This window comes from Saccharospirillum mangrovi (assembly GCF_003367315.1).
Lineage (GTDB): Bacteria > Pseudomonadota > Gammaproteobacteria > Pseudomonadales > Natronospirillaceae > Saccharospirillum > Saccharospirillum mangrovi.
The window spans coordinates 1,206,243-1,223,669 of the sequence record NZ_CP031415.1 but is presented as its reverse complement, the minus strand read 5'-3'; the positions used below and the strand labels follow the sequence as shown (position 1 = coordinate 1,223,669).

The 17,427-nt window shown below is 57.2% G+C and carries 15 protein-coding genes and 3 tRNA genes; 3 read left to right on the top strand and 15 right to left on the bottom strand.

Annotated features, from left to right (window positions below):
* Positions 1-7 precede the first annotated feature (7 nt).
* A complete protein-coding gene (gene oadA / locus DW349_RS05830; RefSeq protein ID WP_108126807.1) occupies positions 8-1,801 on the bottom strand; it encodes a sodium-extruding oxaloacetate decarboxylase subunit alpha in 1,794 nt (597 codons plus the stop codon).
* 41 nt (positions 1,802-1,842) lie between these two features.
* Positions 1,843-2,070, bottom strand: coding sequence for an OadG family protein (locus tag DW349_RS05825; protein ID WP_108126809.1), 228 nt, complete (start codon positions 2,068-2,070; stop codon positions 1,843-1,845).
* A 328-nt stretch (positions 2,071-2,398) separates the two neighbouring features.
* Here DW349_RS05825 and DW349_RS05820 point away from each other — a divergent pair, with 328 nt between their 5' ends.
* Positions 2,399-3,337 carry a tRNA dihydrouridine synthase gene (locus DW349_RS05820; RefSeq protein ID WP_108126811.1) on the top strand — a complete coding sequence of 313 codons (939 nt, stop codon included), beginning with the start codon at positions 2,399-2,401 and terminating at the stop codon, positions 3,335-3,337.
* A gap of 36 nt (positions 3,338-3,373) precedes the next feature.
* On the opposite strand, the gene DW349_RS05815 is transcribed toward DW349_RS05820, so the two are convergent.
* The 9 genes from DW349_RS05815 to DW349_RS05775 all read right to left on the bottom strand — a co-directional run bounded on the left by DW349_RS05815 (position 3,374) and on the right by DW349_RS05775 (position 10,537).
* Positions 3,374-3,450 (bottom strand) — tRNA-Arg (locus DW349_RS05815).
* A gap of 75 nt (positions 3,451-3,525) precedes the next feature.
* Positions 3,526-3,602, bottom strand: a tRNA-Arg gene (locus DW349_RS05810).
* An 83-nt stretch (positions 3,603-3,685) separates the two neighbouring features.
* Positions 3,686-3,775: transfer RNA gene (locus DW349_RS05805), tRNA-Ser, on the bottom strand.
* A 114-nt stretch (positions 3,776-3,889) separates the two neighbouring features.
* Positions 3,890-4,084, bottom strand: coding sequence for a carbon storage regulator CsrA (gene csrA / locus DW349_RS05800; RefSeq protein ID WP_108126813.1), 195 nt, complete (start codon positions 4,082-4,084; stop codon positions 3,890-3,892).
* 202 nt (positions 4,085-4,286) lie between these two features.
* A complete protein-coding gene (locus tag DW349_RS05795; RefSeq protein WP_108126815.1) occupies positions 4,287-5,519 on the bottom strand; it encodes an aspartate kinase in 1,233 nt (410 codons plus the stop codon).
* Between the two features lie 51 nt (positions 5,520-5,570).
* Complete coding sequence (alaS, locus tag DW349_RS05790) at positions 5,571-8,174, bottom strand: alanine--tRNA ligase (protein ID WP_198650560.1); 2,604 nt, start codon at positions 8,172-8,174, stop codon at positions 5,571-5,573.
* A gap of 174 nt (positions 8,175-8,348) precedes the next feature.
* Positions 8,349-8,825 carry a regulatory protein RecX gene (locus DW349_RS05785; protein WP_108126817.1) on the bottom strand — a complete coding sequence of 159 codons (477 nt, stop codon included), beginning with the start codon at positions 8,823-8,825 and terminating at the stop codon, positions 8,349-8,351.
* 62 nt (positions 8,826-8,887) lie between these two features.
* Entirely contained in the window at positions 8,888-9,949 is a 1,062-nt protein-coding gene (gene recA, locus DW349_RS05780; RefSeq protein WP_108126819.1) for a recombinase RecA, read from the bottom strand.
* 102 nt (positions 9,950-10,051) lie between these two features.
* The gene (locus tag DW349_RS05775; RefSeq protein WP_108126986.1) at positions 10,052-10,537 is read right to left on the bottom strand and encodes a CinA family protein; all 486 of its coding nucleotides are present in this window, start codon (positions 10,535-10,537) and stop codon (positions 10,052-10,054) included.
* Between the two features lie 71 nt (positions 10,538-10,608).
* On the opposite strand from DW349_RS05775, the gene mutS reads away from it, so the two are divergent.
* The gene (gene mutS / locus DW349_RS05770; protein ID WP_108126821.1) at positions 10,609-13,218 is read left to right on the top strand and encodes a DNA mismatch repair protein MutS; all 2,610 of its coding nucleotides are present in this window, start codon (positions 10,609-10,611) and stop codon (positions 13,216-13,218) included.
* 147 nt (positions 13,219-13,365) lie between these two features.
* On the top strand, positions 13,366-13,689 hold the full coding sequence (gene fdxA, locus DW349_RS05765) for a ferredoxin FdxA (protein ID WP_108126823.1): 324 nt from the start codon (positions 13,366-13,368) through the stop codon (positions 13,687-13,689).
* Positions 13,690-13,804: 115 nt separating this feature from the next.
* Here the strand turns inward: fdxA and rpoS are convergent, their stop codons facing one another.
* The 4 genes from rpoS to DW349_RS05745 all read right to left on the bottom strand — a co-directional run bounded on the left by rpoS (position 13,805) and on the right by DW349_RS05745 (position 17,423).
* Positions 13,805-14,782, bottom strand: coding sequence for an RNA polymerase sigma factor RpoS (gene rpoS, locus DW349_RS05760; protein WP_108126988.1), 978 nt, complete (start codon positions 14,780-14,782; stop codon positions 13,805-13,807).
* Between the two features lie 124 nt (positions 14,783-14,906).
* The gene (locus DW349_RS05755; protein ID WP_157954433.1) at positions 14,907-15,728 is read right to left on the bottom strand and encodes a peptidoglycan DD-metalloendopeptidase family protein; all 822 of its coding nucleotides are present in this window, start codon (positions 15,726-15,728) and stop codon (positions 14,907-14,909) included.
* 169 nt (positions 15,729-15,897) lie between these two features.
* Positions 15,898-16,764 (bottom strand): DUF368 domain-containing protein, encoded by an 867-nt coding sequence (locus DW349_RS05750; RefSeq protein ID WP_108126827.1) that lies wholly within the window; start codon positions 16,762-16,764, stop codon positions 15,898-15,900.
* The gene (locus DW349_RS05745; protein WP_108126829.1) at positions 16,761-17,423 is read right to left on the bottom strand and encodes a protein-L-isoaspartate(D-aspartate) O-methyltransferase; all 663 of its coding nucleotides are present in this window, start codon (positions 17,421-17,423) and stop codon (positions 16,761-16,763) included. The genes DW349_RS05750 and DW349_RS05745 overlap by 4 nt, the downstream gene beginning before the upstream one ends.
* Positions 17,424-17,427: the final 4 nt, after the last annotated feature.

Sequence of the window (17,427 nt, the reverse complement as noted above, 5' to 3'; positions counted from 1 at the left end):
GCCGTCCTCACAGCGTCAGCAGAGTGTCGCCGACGGACACCGAATCGCCCGCCTTCACTGCCACGGCACTGACCGTACCGGACGCCGAGGCGCAGACTTCGGTTTCCATCTTCATGGCTTCGAGGATCACCACCACCTCGCCTTCTTCGACCTGATCGCCCGGCTCAACCAGCACTTTGAAGATATTGCCGGCCAATGGTGCAGGAATCTCCAGGCCACTGGCCGACGCCGCCGGGGCAGCCGATACCTCGCCACCGGCACTGATACGCGTCTGATACGCCTTGCCATTGATATTGACGCTGACATCGCCACGGGCATCCACTTGCGCCACGTACGACTTGCCGTTGACTTCAACGGTGTAGGTACTGCTCTCGTCCGTGCCTTTCGCCGGGGTCGCACTGGTGCCGGTCGGCACCGGCTCGAAGGCACTGGCGTTGCCACGGTTTTCCAGGAATTTCAGCCCGATTTGCGGGAACAGTGCGTAGGTCAGTACATCGTCGACGGCATCGACCGCCAGTTGGAAACCTTTGTCTTTAGCGATGGCTGCCAGCTCGTCGCTGAGCCGGTCCATTTCCGATTCAATCAAATCCGCCGGGCGGCAACTGATCGGCTCTGCACCGTCCAGCACTTTGGCCTGCAACTCGGCGTTAAACGGCGCCGGCGCCGAGCCGTATTCACCCTTCAGAATCGCCTGGGTTTCTTTGGAAATGGATTTGTAACGCTCGCCAGTCAGCACATTCAACACCGCCTGAGTGCCGACAATTTGCGACGTCGGCGTGACCAGCGGGATGTAACCCAGGTCTTCGCGGACGCGCGGAATTTCTTCCAGCACCTGATCGAATTTGTCGCCGGCACCCTGCTCTTTGAGTTGGCTTTCCATGTTGGTCAGCATGCCACCCGGCACCTGAGCGACCAGAATGCGCGAATCAACGCCGCGCAACTGGCCTTCAAAGGCCGCGTATTTTTTACGCACAGCGCGGAAATAGGCGGCGATTTCTTCGAGCTTGTGCAAGTCAAAACCCGGGTCGCGCTCGGTGCCTTGCAGCATGGCAACAATGGATTCGGTCGGCGAATGGCCGTAGGTCATGGACATCGATGAAATGGCGGTGTCGACGCGATCAATACCCGCTTCGATGGCTTTCATAATCGTCATCGACGACAAGCCCGCGGTGGCATGGCAATGCAGCGCAATCGGAATGTCCAGCGTAGCTTTCAGGCGGCTGACTAAGTCATAAGCGTCGTAAGGCGTCAGGATGCCGGCCATGTCTTTGATCGCCAGCGAGTCAGCGCCCATGGCCGCAATCTGCTGCGCCAGTTCCACCCAGGCGTCGGTGTTGTGCACCGGGCTGGTGGTATAGGAAATAGTGCCTTGAGCGTGGGCGCCATTCTTCTTCACGGCGGCCATGGCGCGTTGCAGATTGCGCGGATCATTCATGGCATCGAAGACACGGAACACATCGACGCCGTTGGTAACGGCGCGTTCAACAAAACGGTCAACCACGTCATCGGCGTAATGGCGATAACCGAGCAGATTTTGGCCGCGCAGCAACATCTGCTGACGGGTGTTGGGCATGGCTTTTTTCAGCTCGCGAATGCGCTCCCAGGGGTCTTCACCCAGATAGCGAATGCAGGCATCAAAGGTGGCGCCGCCCCAGGATTCGACTGACCAGTAGCCGATTTGATCGAGTTTCTCGCAGATCGGCAGCATGTCATCGAGACGCAGACGGGTTGCGAACAGCGACTGATGAGCGTCGCGCAGGACGACGTCGGTCAGCTGAATGGGATTTTTGTTTGTTGTCATGGTGTTCGCCCTTAGCGTGGGAATCGTATCGTGCGCTCGGCTCAGCGGCCGTGTACCGCCTTGACCGCCGCAGCAACCGCTGCGACTTCAGACAGATCGTCGCGGTTGGCTCGGTTCGAACGTTTGGGTTCGGGTTCGGGGGTGCCCGGTACCAGCATGATCAACCGAGACATGGCAGACGTACCGATCACCAGAACGGTGAGGAAGACGAAAACGGTGCCCATGCCCAACAGCATCAGCTCAAAGCCGCTCATCATCAGATCAGACATAACATAGGTCCTTGCTCGATCAGACGGCAGGGTCAGGCCGTCCGATTTGGCGCGGCCGGGACCTTGAGCGGCCGGACGTTTTGGGTGTTTCAGCAGAGCCGTAGGTGCTCTGTCGTTTTAATTATTTGTCCCCCACAAACAGCCAGTGAGGCAGCCCAAACGCGCCCAAGGTTACCCCAACAACAAGAACACAAGCAACCGAGGCCGATTCGGCAATTTTCACAACAAATCATTGCAAGATGCTGAATTGACAGCGCTTTTTCGCTTGATCCAGCTGTCGGTTTGACTAGACTTTCGGCGCATTCCCACATTTGGATTTGTTTGATCTATGCGCCTGGTTCTCGCGCCGATGGAAGGCCTGGCTGACCACTTTTTGCGCCGCCTGATCACCGCTCAGGGCGGTTTTGATTGGGTGGTGTCGGAATTTGTCCGCGTGGTCGACCGGCCACTGCCCGACAGCGTCTTTTATCGCATCTGTCCGGAGCTGCTGGATGGCGGACGAACCGCCAGCAACACCCCAGTGCGGGTGCAGTTGCTGGGCAACCATCTTGATGCCATGGCCGCCAATGCGCAGCGTGCCATCGAATTGGGTTCCTTCGGCATCGACCTCAACTTCGGCTGCCCCAGCAAAACCGTCAACCGCAGTTTAGGCGGCGCCATTTTGCTGCGCGAACCGGACACCATTTTTCGCGTTGTTCAGGCCGTACGCCAGGCGGTTCCCGCCGAGGTTACGGTGTCCGCCAAGATGCGTCTGGGTTACGACGACGCCAGCCTGATGCTCGACAACGCGCTGGCTATCGAAAGCGCCGGCGCTACAGAATTAACGGTGCACGCTCGCACCAAAGTGCAGGGTTACGCGCCGCCAGCGCATTGGGACGAACTGGCTCGACTGCGCGAACAGCTGCGCTTGCCGCTGATTGCCAACGGCGATATCTGGACGCCGGAGGACTACCGCCGTTGCATCGAAATTGTCGGCACTGCCGATGCCATGCTTGGCCGTGGCGCGGTGCGCAACCCCGACTTGGCGCAACGCATTCGCCAACAATCGGATACTGCGGCTACGCCTTGGTCGCAATTGCAACCGTTGATTGGGGAGTTTTGGCAGGATGTGCGTCGTGTTATGCCCGAACGGTACTGCGCCGGTCGGTTAAAACAGTGGCTCAATCATTTGCGCCAGGTGCATCCGGAGGCGGAACAACTGTGGCAGGCCGTACGAGGCGAACGCGAACTGAAACGGTTGGATCAACGGATTAAAGCGGTGGCTTAAGAGGTGAAAATCAAACGGAAGAAACGGAAGGGAAGATGGCGCGCCCGGCACGATTCGAACGTGCGACCGCCTGGTTCGTAGCCAGGTACTCTATCCAGCTGAGCTACGGGCGCGAAGTGCTTCGGTTTAGGCTCTTTGAAGCAAGAGCGTTATCAACTTAGCCCCGATGGACAAGTTGACCTTGGAAATGGCGCGCCCGGCACGATTCGAACGTGCGACCGCCTGGTTCGTAGCCAGGTACTCTATCCAGCTGAGCTACGGGCGCTTAACACGATGACCGGCCCGGGACCGATCATCGATTTTGCCGTCGGACATCACTCAAATATCAGTGACATCAACAAGAGCAAATGGCGGAGAGAGAGGGATTCGAACCCTCGATGAGATTTCTCCCATACACCCTTAGCAGGGGTGCGCCTTCAGCCACTCGGCCATCTCTCCGAACAACGGCGCGCATCTTACCATGTTATTTCCAAAATGAAAGGAAAAAACTCAATAAAATTAAGCGATTAGCTCATCTTATTCGGTGCGGTACGCATGCCGCTGACAGAGCCCTCAGGCCTGGTCTTCACCTTCAGGTTGACCCATCTCACGCTGAATGCGCTGATAAATCTCTTCACGGTGTACCGCAACATCCTTGGGGGCATTTACACCAATGCGAACCTGATTCCCTTTCACGCCAAGTACGGTGACGGTGACTTCGTCACCCACCATTAGGGTTTCACCCACGCGGCGAGTCAAAATAAGCATCGAATTTCTCCTAAGTTATCTGGAACTACCTATTATCCAGCTCCTACCGAATGACCCTCAGTGACTTGAACACACCGTATCAAGAGAGCTATCCGCAGAAAGACCACTTACACCTACTGTTTGGTCGACTCTGTGAGTCTGACCGCAACCACCGGTCGGGGCAGCAACCGGTGCCACTAGTTACAACAATGCCGGGGAAACCTTAGCGGCTTTCCGCCGGCTCATCCAGTTCAAACGCTGAATGGAGCGCGCGTACTGCCAATTCAAGATATTTCTCGGCAATCACCACCGACACCTTAATTTCAGAAGTCGAGATCATCTGGATATTGATGTTTTCGGCCGCCAGCGTGTCGAACATCTTCGATGCGACACCCGCGTGAGAACGCATGCCCACACCAACAATCGATACCTTGCCAATGGCTGAATCACCACGCACTTCACGCGCACCCAGATCGTTGGCCACTTCGGTCAGAATCTGCTTCACCCGATCAAAATCGTTGCGGTGCACGGTGAAGGTGAAATCGGTGGTGTTATCCGCAGCGACGTTCTGAACAATCATATCCACTTCGATATTGGCCGCGCTGACCGGGCCAAGAATGCGGCTGGCCACACCCGGGATATCCGGCACACCCAGAACCGTCAACTTGGCTTCATCCCGATTGAAAGCGATGCCGGAAATAACGGGCTGTTCCATCTTGGTCTCTTCCTCTAACGAAATCAGGGTTCCGGGGCCATCCTCAAAACTGGACAGCACTCGCAGCGGGACATTGTATTTACCAGCAAATTCGACCGACCGGATTTGCAACACTTTCGAACCCAAGCTGGCCATTTCCAGCATTTCTTCAAACGTGATGCGATCCAGACGGCGGGCGCGATCCACAACACGCGGATCGGTGGTGTAGACGCCATCAACATCGGTATAGATCCGGCATTCATCCGCTTTTAACGCAGCCGCCAACGCCACAGCCGTTGTGTCGGAGCCGCCACGGCCCAAGGTGGTGGTGTTACCCAGTTCATCAACCCCCTGGAAGCCGGCGACAACCAATACGCGTCCGGCTTTCAGGTCGTTGCGCATGGCATCAACATCAATGTGGCGGATACGTGCTTTGGTGTGAGCGCTGTCGGTCAGAATACGGACCTGATCACCGGTATAAGAGCGCGCCGCACAACCGCGTTTTTGCAACGCCATGGTCAGCAACGCGATGGTGACCTGCTCGCCGGTCGACAGCAGCACGTCCATTTCTCGCGGGTTGGGTTGATCGGTGATGCCTTTGGCCAGATCGACCAGGCGGTTGGTTTCACCACTCATCGCCGAGACGACGACAACGATGTCATCGCCGGCATCACGCGCGGACTTAACCTTATCGGCGACGTGTTCGATGCGCTCGACCGAACCGACTGAAGTGCCGCCGTACTTATGAACGTATAACGCCATCCGTTTCGTTCCTGACTGCAGGAAGCTGCTATGACAGGCTGAGCATCAGGCTCAGCCCAGTTGTTGTTGAACCCAGGCCGGTACCGACGCCAACGCCTGTGCCAGCTTGGCCGGTTCAGAACCACCCGCCATCGCCATGTCGGGCTTGCCGCCACCTTTACCGCCCACCTGGCTGGCAACCTGGTTCACCAAGTCACCGGCTTTGATGCGATCAGTGCTGTCTTTGGTGACGCCGGCTGCCAACTGGACTTTACCGTCGTTGACCGCCGCCAGCACGATGGCCGCCGTTTTCAACTTGTCTTTGAGTTGGTCCAGCGTGGCGCGCAGGGTTTTGGCGTCGGCGCCTTCAAGCTCTACCGCCAACACCTGAATGCCCGCGATTTCAACCGCACTGGAGGCCAGATCCGCACCGGCATTGGCCGCCAGCTTGGCTTTCAATTGCTCGACAGTACGCTCCAGTTCACGCAACCGCTGTTGTGATTGAGTCGCGCGCTCCACCACTTGATCGGCACTGGCTTTGAATGCCACCGCAACCTGATCCAGTCGATCCTGTTGACGATGCACCTCGGCCAACGCATAAGGCCCCGCCACTGCTTCGATACGACGCACGCCCGAGGCAATGCCGGTTTCCGACACCAGACGCACCAGACCAATATCGCCAGTGCGACGCACGTGTGTACCGCCGCAGAGTTCGATCGAATAGTTGTCGGTGCCCATGGTCAGAACACGAACTTCGTCGTCGTATTTTTCGCCGAACAACGCCATCGCACCTTTGGCTTTGGCTTCGTCAATCGGCATCAATTGCGTGCTGACTTCGGTGTTGGCAAAGACCTGTTCGTTGACGCGTTGTTCGATCAATCGCAGCTCTTTTGGCGTCACCGCTTCGAGGTGCGAAAAGTCAAAACGCAGTTTGTCGTAACTCACCAACGAGCCACGCTGTTGAACGTGCTCACCCAAAACCTCACGCAAAGCGGCATGCAATAAATGGGTGGCACTGTGGTGACGCATGGTGTTTTCGCGCTCGGCACGGGCCACCGTTGCCGTCAGCGCATCGCCGACCCGAATGCGGCCGTGCTGCACTCGAACCTGATGCAAATGATGGCCTTGCAGCTTGGTGCAGTCGTCGACAATAACTTCGACGCCCTGGGCGCTCAGTTGGCCATGGTCGCCAATCTGGCCGCCGGATTCGGCGTAAAACGGCGTGCGATCAAGAATGACCACGCCATCATCGCCGGCGTTCAATTCTTCGACCGCTTCGCCGGTGTGCAGCAACTTGACCACCCGACCTTCGCCCACCAGCGTCTCATAACCCAAGAATTCGGTTGTGCCGGCAAGGTTCAGATCGAGGTCTTTGTCCATGCGGAATTTGCTGGCGGAACGGGCGCGTTCGCGCTGGGCGTTCATCTGTTCTTCAAAGCCAGCGGTGTCGATATCCAGACCGCGTTCGCGCGCCACGTCGGCCGTCAAGTCAGCGGGGAAACCGTAGGTATCGTACAGGCGGAACACCAATTCGCCGGGCAAAACCGTGCCCGACAATTCAGCGATACCGGCTTCCAACACTTGCATGCCGTTATCCAGCGTGCGGGCAAACTGTTCTTCTTCGAGCAGAATCACTTTTTGCAGATGCTCTTTCATGCTGAGCAATTGCGGATAGGCCTCGCCCATCTCCTGACCGAGTGCGTCGATCAATGTATAGAAGAAGGGTTCGTTCTGGCCCAGCTTGTAACCGTGGCGAATGGCGCGGCGCATGATGCGGCGCAACACATAACCGCGACCTTCGTTCGACGGCAACACGCCGTCGATGATCAAAAAGGCCGTGGAACGAATGTGGTCGGCAATAACGCGCAGCGAGCGGTTTTCAATGTCATTGCAACCGGTGGCGGCCATAACCGCCTGAATCAGTTTTTGGAACAGGTCAATTTCATAGTTCGAATGCACCTGCTGCAATACAGCAGCGAGGCGCTCCAGACCCATACCGGTGTCGATGGACGGGCGCGGCAACGGCGTGCGTGTGCCATCGGCGGCCTGTTCAAACTGCATGAACACCAGGTTCCAGATTTCGATGTAACGATCCAGGTCATCGTCTTCACTGCCCGGCGGGCCGCCCGGAACGTCTGGGCCGTGGTCGTAAAAAATTTCTGAGGACGGGCCGCAAGGGCCGGTGTCGCCCATCATCCAGAAGTTGTCTTTCTCGCCCAGACGCGACAACCGGTCGGCGGGCACACCAATTTCGTTGATCCAGATGTCGGCGGCTTCATCGTCTTCATGGAAGACGGTGACCCAGAGGCGCTCTTTGGGCAGGCCCAATTCTTCGGTCAAAAACGTCCAGGCAAAGCGAATGGCATCGCGCTTGAAATAATCGCCGAAACTGAAGTTGCCCAGCATTTCGAAGAAGGTGTGATGGCGAGCGGTGTAGCCGACGTTTTCCAGATCGTTGTGTTTACCACCGGCACGGACACAGCGCTGTGAAGTGGCAGCACGGCTGTAGGAGCGCTTGTCCTGGCCCAGGAACACATCTTTGAATTGCACCATGCCGGCGTTGGTGAACAACAAGGTGGGATCGTTGCCCGGTACCAGAGAACCACTTTCCACTTCGGTATGGCCCTGGCGAACGAAGTAATCCAGGAAGCGTCGACGTATTTCGGAAGTCTTCATTATCTTGCTTGCGTCCTTTACCGCAGCGGCCGCCAACCCTAGTCGGGCCGCGCCAGAAACTGTGACGAAACGACAGAGCGATGCGCGTCAAGCTGCCATTTCAAAGGGCGCTAATGTTACACAGAAGGTCTGGGGGACACCAGTAGACTAGGGGTTTCGGGCCGATAAAAGGCGTTAATCGAAGGACTCGAATTCGTCCGTTGCGCCACTTGAGCGCAACTGCGACAACACGCGGCCAATGCAGTCGCCATCAAAGCCACGATACGCGAGAAAACGCGACAATCGCGCCTGCACTTTGACATCGGCCGGATCGTCCCGACCCAGTTTGCGCCGGGCCGCATCCAGCGCCAGGTCGAACCAGTCCACATCGGCGGTGGCCAGTTCCGCTTCGATTGCCTCGCCAATGCCTTTTTGGCGGGCTTCATGGCGCATCCGATTGGGGCCGCGATTACGCCCCAATTGGCTGCGGAAGAAGGCTTCGGCAAAGCGTTGGTCGTCTTGCAAGCCTTGCTCGCTCAACCGTTCCAGCACATCGGCGATGCTTTCAGGCTGGTCAGGAAACCGCTGTTCCAGTTTGCGCGCCAGCTCGGCGCGACTGTATTCACGCCGAGCGAGCAGGTTCAGAGCAGTATTCCAGGGGGTATCGGCCATAACGAAGAGATTTAAGGGTGGTCGTCATGTAAAAACGGGCGACCGTGGCCGCCCGTTTATTCTCAGGCTTCCACCTGAGGCTTATCTGCATCGGCGGGCTTTTCAGCCGCCGCTTCCGATTCTTCCGGTGCCTTGTTGGTCACCAGGAAGGCCTCGCGAATTTTGCTCTCGATGGCTTCGGCGACTTCTCGGTTGTCTTCCAGGAACTTGGCTGCATTCGCTTTGCCCTGACCAATCTTGTCACCCAGGTAGCTGTACCAGGCACCGGATTTTTCGATCAGGCCAATCTTGACGCCCAGATCAATCACCTCGCCCATGTGGTAAATACCCTTGCCGTAATGAATCTGGAACTCGGCTTGTTTGAACGGCGGGGCAACTTTGTTCTTCACCACCTTAACCCGGGTTTCGGATCCGACCACTTCGTCACCCTCTTTGATGGTACCGGTGCGACGAATGTCGAGACGTACCGAGGAGTAGAACTTCAGCGCGTTGCCGCCGGTGGTGGTTTCCGGGCTGCCGAACATGACGCCAATCTTCATACGAATCTGGTTGATGAAGATCACCAGGCAGTTGGCGGATTTGATGTTGCCGGTGATTTTGCGCAGCGCCTGCGACATCAAACGCGCTTGCAGACCAACGTGCATATCGCCCATTTCGCCTTCGATTTCCGCTTTCGGCACCAGGGCTGCAACCGAGTCGATCACAATCACATCGACGGCGTTGGAGCGCACCAGCATGTCGGCAATTTCCAGCGCCTGCTCGCCGGTGTCGGGCTGAGAAACCAGCAAGTCATCGACATTGACGCCCAGCTTGTTGGCGTATGACGGGTCCAGGGCGTGTTCGGCATCGACAAACGCACAAGTGCCGCCGGCTTTCTGCGCTTCCGCGACAACTTGCAGCGTCAGCGTCGTTTTACCGGACGCTTCCGGGCCGTAGATTTCCACCACGCGACCACGCGGCAAACCGCCAATGCCCAACGCGATGTCCAGGCCGAGGGAACCCGTTGAAATAGATGGAATGGAGACGTGTTTCTGGTCTCCCATACGCATCACAGAGCCTTTGCCAAATTGGCGTTCAATCTGACTCAGCGCGGCGGATAAGGCTTTTTCTTTGTTGGCGTCCATGGTCTTCCCCCTGAGGCTGCCGAAAGGTGCTGGGCAGACCAACACCGCGATTACTGTATGAATAGACAGTATTCTGTCACAGGTCGGTCGATACCGACAAGGCTAAATTTCACGTTCCAGTGATTCGATCAAACCACTCAGCGCCGCTTCAACGGTTTGTTGTCGAACCGCGGCACGATCACCGGGAAACAGAAAGCGTTTGGCTTGAACATCACGGCCAAACGCCCATCCGATCCAGACCGTGCCCACGGGTTTTTCCGCACTGCCACCGCCTGGCCCGGCGACGCCGGTAACGGCGACGGCATATTCCACACCAGCTTGTTGCTGACCCGCCAGCGCCATGGCTCGGGCTACAGATTCGCTGACAGCGCCGTGGTCACGTAATGCCGCGGCCGGTACACCCAGCGCCTGTTTCAGTTCGTTTGAATAGGTTACCCAGCCACCTTCGAACCAATCGGAACTGCCGGCCTTATCCGTTATTGCCGCGGCGATCAGACCGCCGGTACAACTTTCTACCGTCGCCAAACGCGCACTGCGTGCGAGTAATAATGTGGCCAGGCGCTCAACTTGATCGTCACGGCGTGCCATGCGTTTCATCCCACAAGTGATTCGAATACCATGAGCGGCTCGTCACGAATCAACCAAGACTTCCAAGCCGCATGTCGCAAATCACCAGTAAAAATCAACACACCCCCATGATGCAACAGTACCTGCAGATCAAAGGGCAGCACCCCAACGATCTGGTGTTTTATCGCATGGGCGATTTTTACGAGCTGTTTTACGGCGACGCCAAGGAAGCCGCGCGGCTACTCGACATCACCTTAACGCAGCGCGGCCAAAGCGCCGGCGAACCCATTCCGATGGCGGGCATTCCTTACCATTCCGCTGAAGGCTACATCGCCCGACTGGTGCGCCAAGGGCATACCGTGGCGATTGCCGAACAGATTGGCGACCCCAGCCTGAGCAAAGGGCCAGTTGAGCGCAAAGTCGTGCGAGTGCTGACGCCGGGAACCCTAAGCGACGAGGCCTTTCTCAACGACCGCCAGGAAAGCCTGCTGGTCGCTTTGATCGAACGCGACAATGCCTTTGGCCTGGCCGCACTGGACATGGCATCCGGCCGTTTCAGCGTTCAGGTTTTGAACTCACACGAAGCACTGACCGCCGAATTGGAACGGTTGCGCCCGAGCGAATTGTTGCTGCCGGAAGACGACGCTGCCCCGGAATTATCCGGTCGCACCGCCATTCGCCATCAGCCGGTCTGGCTATTCGATCTCGACTCTGCTCAGGATCGGTTAACGACTCAATTAGGCACCCGCGACCTCAGCGGTTTTGGCGTACAGGACATGCCGCTGGCATTGCGCGCCGCCGGTTGCCTGCTGACCTACGCCAGCGACATGCAAAAAAGTCAGCTGCCGCACATCCGCGCCATTCTGCCCGAACGCCACGACGATTCGGTGATTCTGGATGCCGCCTCACGCCGCAATCTGGAAATCGACATCAACGTTCGCGGCGAAGAAGACAACACGCTTTATCAATTGATGGACCAATGCGCCACCGCCATGGGCAGCCGTCAATTGCGCCGCTGGCTGGGTCGGCCGGTGCGTGATCGCAGCGAGCTGCGCGAACGTCAGCATGCGGTCGCCACGTTGCTCGACGATTTTGCCTTTGAAGGCATTGCTGCTCTGCTCAAACCCATCGGCGATATCGAACGCGTCTTGTCTCGCGTGGCCTTGGGTTCGGCGCGTCCACGCGATCTGGTGCGACTGCGTGAAGCGATGACGCAATTGCCGTTTCTGCAAACCGAATTGGCCAACTTGGATTCGCCACGCCTGACGCAACTCGCCACCGATCTGCACGAACAACCGCATTGGCAGGACGTGCTCAATCGCGCGCTGATCGACAACCCGCCCGTGGTGATTCGCGAAGGCGGCGTCATCGCCAGTGGTTTTGACGACGAACTCGACGAACTGCGCGGCATCGACAGCAACGCCACCGATTTTCTGGTGCAACTGGAAACCCAGGAACGCGAGCGCACCGGCCTGCCAACGCTCAAAGTCGGCTACAACAGAGTGCACGGCTATTACATTGAAATCAGCAAGGCGCAGGCACGCGAAGCGCCGGTCGAATACACCCGCCGGCAAACGCTGAAAAACGCCGAACGCTTTATTACACCGGAACTCAAAGCGTTCGAAGACAAAGCACTGAGCGCCAAAAGCCGGGCGCTGGCGCGGGAAAAATATCTTTACGAAACGCTGGTACAGGAACTGGCGGACGATCTCGCCAATCTGCAACGCATGTCGCGCGCCTTGGCGGAACTCGACACCTTAGTGTGTCTGGCCAACTGCGCCGATCGCTTCAACTGGACCGCGCCGGAACTGACCGATGCCGCCGAACTGCACGTGGTTGAAGGCCGGCACCCGGTCGTCGAAGCCGTCACCGATGCGCCCTTTGTGCCCAACGACCTGACGCTCGACAGCGACGCCAGCACCCTTGTCATCACCGGCCCGAACATGGGCGGTAAAAGCACCTTTATGCGCCAGGCGGCGGTCATTGCGCTGCTCGCGCACATTGGCAGTTTTGTGCCGGCGAGTCAGGCACGTGTCGGCAGCATTGATCGCATTTTCACGCGCATGGGTTCGTCGGACGACATCGCCGGTGGCCGCTCCACCTTTATGGTCGAGATGACCGAGACCGCCAACATATTGCACAACGCCACGCCGCACAGTCTGGTGATTATGGACGAAGTCGGCCGTGGCACCTCGACCTTCGATGGCTTGTCGTTAGCCTGGGCCGCCGCGTCCGAATTGGTTGGCAACAAAGGTGCGTTGACACTGTTTGCAACGCATTATTTTGAGATGACCGCCCTGCCCGAGGTCTATCCCAAAGCCCAGAACCTGCATCTGGACGCCACCGAACACGACGACCGCCTGGTGTTTTTGCACCGAGTCCAACCCGGCCCGGCGAGCCAGAGTTTTGGTATTCAAGTTGCGCGATTGGCCGGTGTGCCGACCGCCGTCATCGACGCCGCCCGAGCAAAACTGTCGGAACTGGAAACCGGCTCGACGCTCAGTCCAATTGTCGTCAAGCCGTCCAAACCCGCCAAAGCACAAAACGCTCCGTTGCAGAACGATTTGTTCGCGAATCCCACGCATCCGCTGGCCGACGCCCTGGAACACCTGGACCTGAATCAAATGACACCGCTCGACGCCCTGAATTGGCTGCATCAACAGCAACAGACACTGACGGGAAAACCGTCGAAGCCCAAATAAGAACAATACTCAATAAGTAGCTTAAAACGGCTTTTTATTCCCTCCAGCGATAAAAAACTGGTCATTTCGTCTTAGTGGCGGCTTGAGAGGGCCTGGGGGTATCACTAGAATACGCACCACTTACGAATTCGACTGGAGCGACCATTCATGGCCTTTGTAGTGATCGAAAACTGCATCAAGTGCAAGTACACCGACTGCGTAGAAGTTTGCCCGGTGGACTGTTTTTACGAAGGCCCGAACTTCCTGGTGATCCATCCGGACGAATGCATTGATTGCGCGCTGTGCGAACCGGAATGTCCGGCCGAAGCGATTCTGTCCGAAGACGAAGTACCCGCTAATCAAATCGAATTCATCGAACTGAACGCTGAACTGGCGGAAGTCTGGCCGAACATCAGCGAGCGCAAAGACCCGATGCCTGGCGCCGACGAACAAAACGGCAAGGCCGGCAAGCTGGCCGCCCTGGAGCGTTAAGCTCTGTGGTTATCTGTGGTTAAAAGCAGCGTTAAGCCCTGCGGTTAAATGCAGCAAAAAAAAGAGCGCCTGAGGCGCTCTTTTTGGTTTCGGGGGTGGGGGAAATTCGAAGCGATCAGGCGCCAAACAACGCGGTTGCTGACAAGCCCTGTTTTTCCATGATGTCGCGTAAACGACGCAGGGCTTCGACCTGAATCTGACGCACACGTTCACGCGTCAGACCAATTTCACGGCCCACTTCTTCCAGCGTGCTGGTTTCAAAACCGCGCAGACCGAAGCGACGGGCGACGACTTCCCGCTGTTTTTCGGACAATTCGTCCAGCCAGCCATCGATGCTGGTACGCAGGTTTTCATCCTGCAGCGTTTCCGACGGATCGGCCGATTTTTCGTCGGCGATGGTGTCGAGCAAACTCTTTTCAGAGTTCGGACCCAGAGGAGTATCCACTGACGTCACGCGCTCGTTCAGCGCCAGCATGCGTTTGACGTCTTCAACCGGACGTTCCAACAGCTCGGCGATGTCTTCGGCCGTCGGTTCGTGATCCAGCTTTTGCGTCAACTCACGCGCTGCGCGCAGATAGACGTTCAATTCTTTGACCACATGAATCGGCAAACGGATGGTGCGCGTTTGATTCATGATGGCGCGCTCAATGGTTTGGCGAATCCACCAGGTGGCGTAGGTGGAGAAGCGGAAACCGCGCTCAGGATCGAATTTCTCGACCGCCCGGATCAGACCCAGGTTGCCTTCTTCGATCAGATCCAGCAGCGTCAGACCGCGATTCAGATAACGCCGCGCAATCTTCACCACCAAACGCAGGTTGCTTTCGATCATGCGTTTGCGGCCGGCCGGTTCGCCTTTGCGCGCCAATCGGGCGAAATAGACTTCTTCTTCCGGGCTTAACAACGGAGAGAAGCCGATTTCATTCAGGTACATCTGGGTAGCGTCCAGCGAGCGCTGCAAACCTGCATTGCTGCTTAGCGCGTCACGGAATTCCGATTCCTCAGCATCGCTGTCGACGTCCTCGTCGAGTTGCTGGGCATCAGGGTCTTCTTTGAGAGAAGCCAGGTTTTCGTCAAAGCTGGAGGAATCCAGCATGTCCTGGTACTGCTTGAACTGGTCTTCCGCTACAGCGGAATCGTGTTCCCTGAGTGCTGCCATAGTCATTCACCTGTGCGTCCAATGTCGGTGCTATCGACCGACTGAGGCCAGACTTGACCGGCTAGCGCCTGGGCAGATATGCCTCAGGGTTCACCGGCTTGCCTTCCCGCCTAATCTCGAAGTGCAGACCGGGTTGGTCGCCCTGTCTGCCCATCCGGGCAATCTCCTGCCCTTTGCGCACCCGATCTTGTTCGGAGACTAACAATTCCTGGTTGAAGGCGTAGGCGCTCAACAAAGAATGGCTGTGTTCGAGAATGATCAGGTTGCCGTATCCGGGAAGCCCATTGCCTGCGTAGACGACGGTCCCCTCAGCGGCGGCTTTGACAGAATCCCCAAACTGACCCCCGATATCAACGCCTTTGCGGTCGGATACATTAGCATTGAACGTTCGCACTATAGTACCGTCGTGCGGCCAAACCCATTGAATCGCGGGCTCTGCAGCCGAATTAGCCGTGGAGGCGTTGACGCCGGAATTTTGACTGTTACCGTTTGTAACTGAAGATGAGCTTCCACCGTTGCTGCGACTGGGACGGCTTTGATTGGTACTAGAAACCGCCCCACCCGACCGTTCTGCCTCCCGCAATTCGAGCACCTGGCCGGCAAAGATGGTGTAGCTGGAATCGATGTTATTGGCGTTAGCAAGCTTGCGATAATCGAGTCCGTAGCGGAATGCGATGGAGAACAAAGTGTCGCCAGAGCGCACCTGATAGCGAGCCGGGCGATCCTGACTGGAACTGCCCGAATTGGTATTGTTACGGCTTGTGAACGGCGTGGAATTGCCGTCAAGAGAACGGTAGGCGGGATTGTTCAGACAGGCAGTCAACAGCACCACGATACTGGTAACTGTCAGAAATTTTGACGCCTTTCGACCGATTCTGTTCAAGCCCCTAATCTCCGTTTCAATCTCCGGTCGAGTCGGCTCCAACACCGTTCGTAACACCGTATTATTCTCAAAGCCAGTATGCACAACGTTTATTAGTAAAATTTAATCTAAGAGCTTTTAGAGTTTTATCGGTTTCTGTGCAGCCTGGCGGCTTTTAAAGTTGACAAAATCAGGACGGAGACTTAAGCGTCACCACGGCGACCGCCGCCGCTCCCAACAGCGCCAATAGCACACAAGCGCCTGTCCAGGCCGGTTGACCGGTCATTGCCTCAAACGCCTGTGGGCTGAGCCACTGTTCCTGTGCCTGCCACGGCCAGACTTTGAGCAATGCGCCCAAAACGAAGCCGAGCATAAAACCCAGCACCCGGTCATGCCACCGCGCCAGCAGCGCATTCAACAGCCGGCTGAACGCCAATAATCCCAACAGACAACCCAAGGCGACCCAGGCGACAATGATCAGATTCATGTCACTGATGGCCTCGACAACCGCCGGATACAACCCCAGCAGCAATAGAATGAAGCTGCCCGAAATACCCGGCAGCAGCATGGCGGAAATCGCCAGTGCGCCACCCAGCACCAGCCAGACAGGCGTCGGCGGTAAATTCAATGCGCTCGACAACGCAATGCCTACCGCCAGCAACGCCCCGACGGTCATCAGCGGTACATCGATCCACTGCCAGTGGTGGCGTCGCATCAATACCACTAATGAGGCCAATATCAGACCACCGAAGAACGCCCAGACCAATTGCGGCGCCTGCTCCAGCAACAGATGCATCACGTGCAGAGTGGTAAAAAGACTGAGCAGAATGCCAAGCCCCAAACTCAACAGAAAATTGCCGTCCAGCTTGCGCCAGGCACCGGCCCAATCGCCTTGCAACGCCTGACGTGCGGTGTCGATGCGCACCGCCGCCAAGGCCGCGATCAGTCGTTCATAAATGCCGGTAATCAATGCCATGGTGCCGCCGGAAACGCCCGGTACCGCGTCGGCCATACCCATAACGGCGCCTTTGGCAAACCAGATCAGTCGTTGTTTCATAGTTCTCTCTGTACGCCGCTCAGCATCGGCACAAAGCGCACTGGCTCGATTTGCTGAGTGTGAATGTCGTCGCCTTCGCGCTCGATGATGGTGAGGTGTTGAACGTCGCCACCCAACGGCAGAATCAATCGGCCGCCATCGGGAATCAGCTGGTTGATCAACTCTTCCGGTGGGAATTCCGGCGCTGCGGTGCCGATGATGACGTCAAACGGGCCTTCATCCGGCCAGCCAAGAAAGCCGTCGTCGAGTTTCAGACGAGCGTTGTATACCTTGAGATGCCGCAACCGTTCGCGGGCTTTCTGCTGCAAGGGCGCAATACGTTCGACCGAAAAAACCTCTTCAACCACCTGACACAGCACCGCTGTCTGAAAGCCGGAACCAGTGCCAATTTCCAGCACCCGTTCGTGATGCCGCGCCGACAGCACCAGTTCGGTCATGCGCGCCACGATATAAGGCTGCGACAAGGTTTGGGCGTAGCCGATCGGCACGGCCGTGTCTTCGTAGGCTTTGTGGCCTAACGCCTCATCGACAAAAATGTGGCGCGGCACCCGGTTGAAACACTCCAGCACACGAGGATCCCGAATGCCTTTTTCAAACAGCCGCTCTATCAGCCGCTTGCGCGTCCGTTCGGAGGTCATGCCAATGCCTCTGAGATTCATGAGC

What these genes read in the sequence shown, in the direction of transcription:
- oadA (WP_108126807.1), bottom strand. Translation starts at nt 1,801, where the DNA reads ATGACAACAAACAAAAATCCCATTCAGCTGACCGACGTCGTCCTGCGC.
- DW349_RS05825 (WP_108126809.1), bottom strand. Translation starts at nt 2,070, where the DNA reads ATGTCTGATCTGATGATGAGCGGCTTTGAGCTGATGCTGTTGGGCATG.
- DW349_RS05820 (WP_108126811.1), top strand. Translation starts at nt 2,399, where the DNA reads ATGCGCCTGGTTCTCGCGCCGATGGAAGGCCTGGCTGACCACTTTTTG.
- csrA (WP_108126813.1), bottom strand. Translation starts at nt 4,084, where the DNA reads ATGCTTATTTTGACTCGCCGCGTGGGTGAAACCCTAATGGTGGGTGAC.
- DW349_RS05795 (WP_108126815.1), bottom strand. Translation starts at nt 5,519, where the DNA reads ATGGCGTTATACGTTCATAAGTACGGCGGCACTTCAGTCGGTTCGGTC.
- alaS (WP_198650560.1), bottom strand. Translation starts at nt 8,174, where the DNA reads ATGAAGACTTCCGAAATACGTCGACGCTTCCTGGATTACTTCGTTCGC.
- DW349_RS05785 (WP_108126817.1), bottom strand. Translation starts at nt 8,825, where the DNA reads ATGGCCGATACCCCCTGGAATACTGCTCTGAACCTGCTCGCTCGGCGT.
- recA (WP_108126819.1), bottom strand. Translation starts at nt 9,949, where the DNA reads ATGGACGCCAACAAAGAAAAAGCCTTATCCGCCGCGCTGAGTCAGATT.
- DW349_RS05775 (WP_108126986.1), bottom strand. Translation starts at nt 10,537, where the DNA reads ATGGCACGCCGTGACGATCAAGTTGAGCGCCTGGCCACATTATTACTC.
- mutS (WP_108126821.1), top strand. Translation starts at nt 10,609, where the DNA reads ATGTCGCAAATCACCAGTAAAAATCAACACACCCCCATGATGCAACAG.
- fdxA (WP_108126823.1), top strand. Translation starts at nt 13,366, where the DNA reads ATGGCCTTTGTAGTGATCGAAAACTGCATCAAGTGCAAGTACACCGAC.
- rpoS (WP_108126988.1), bottom strand. Translation starts at nt 14,782, where the DNA reads ATGCTGGATTCCTCCAGCTTTGACGAAAACCTGGCTTCTCTCAAAGAA.
- DW349_RS05750 (WP_108126827.1), bottom strand. Translation starts at nt 16,764, where the DNA reads ATGAAACAACGACTGATCTGGTTTGCCAAAGGCGCCGTTATGGGTATG.
- DW349_RS05745 (WP_108126829.1), bottom strand. Translation starts at nt 17,423, where the DNA reads ATGAATCTCAGAGGCATTGGCATGACCTCCGAACGGACGCGCAAGCGG.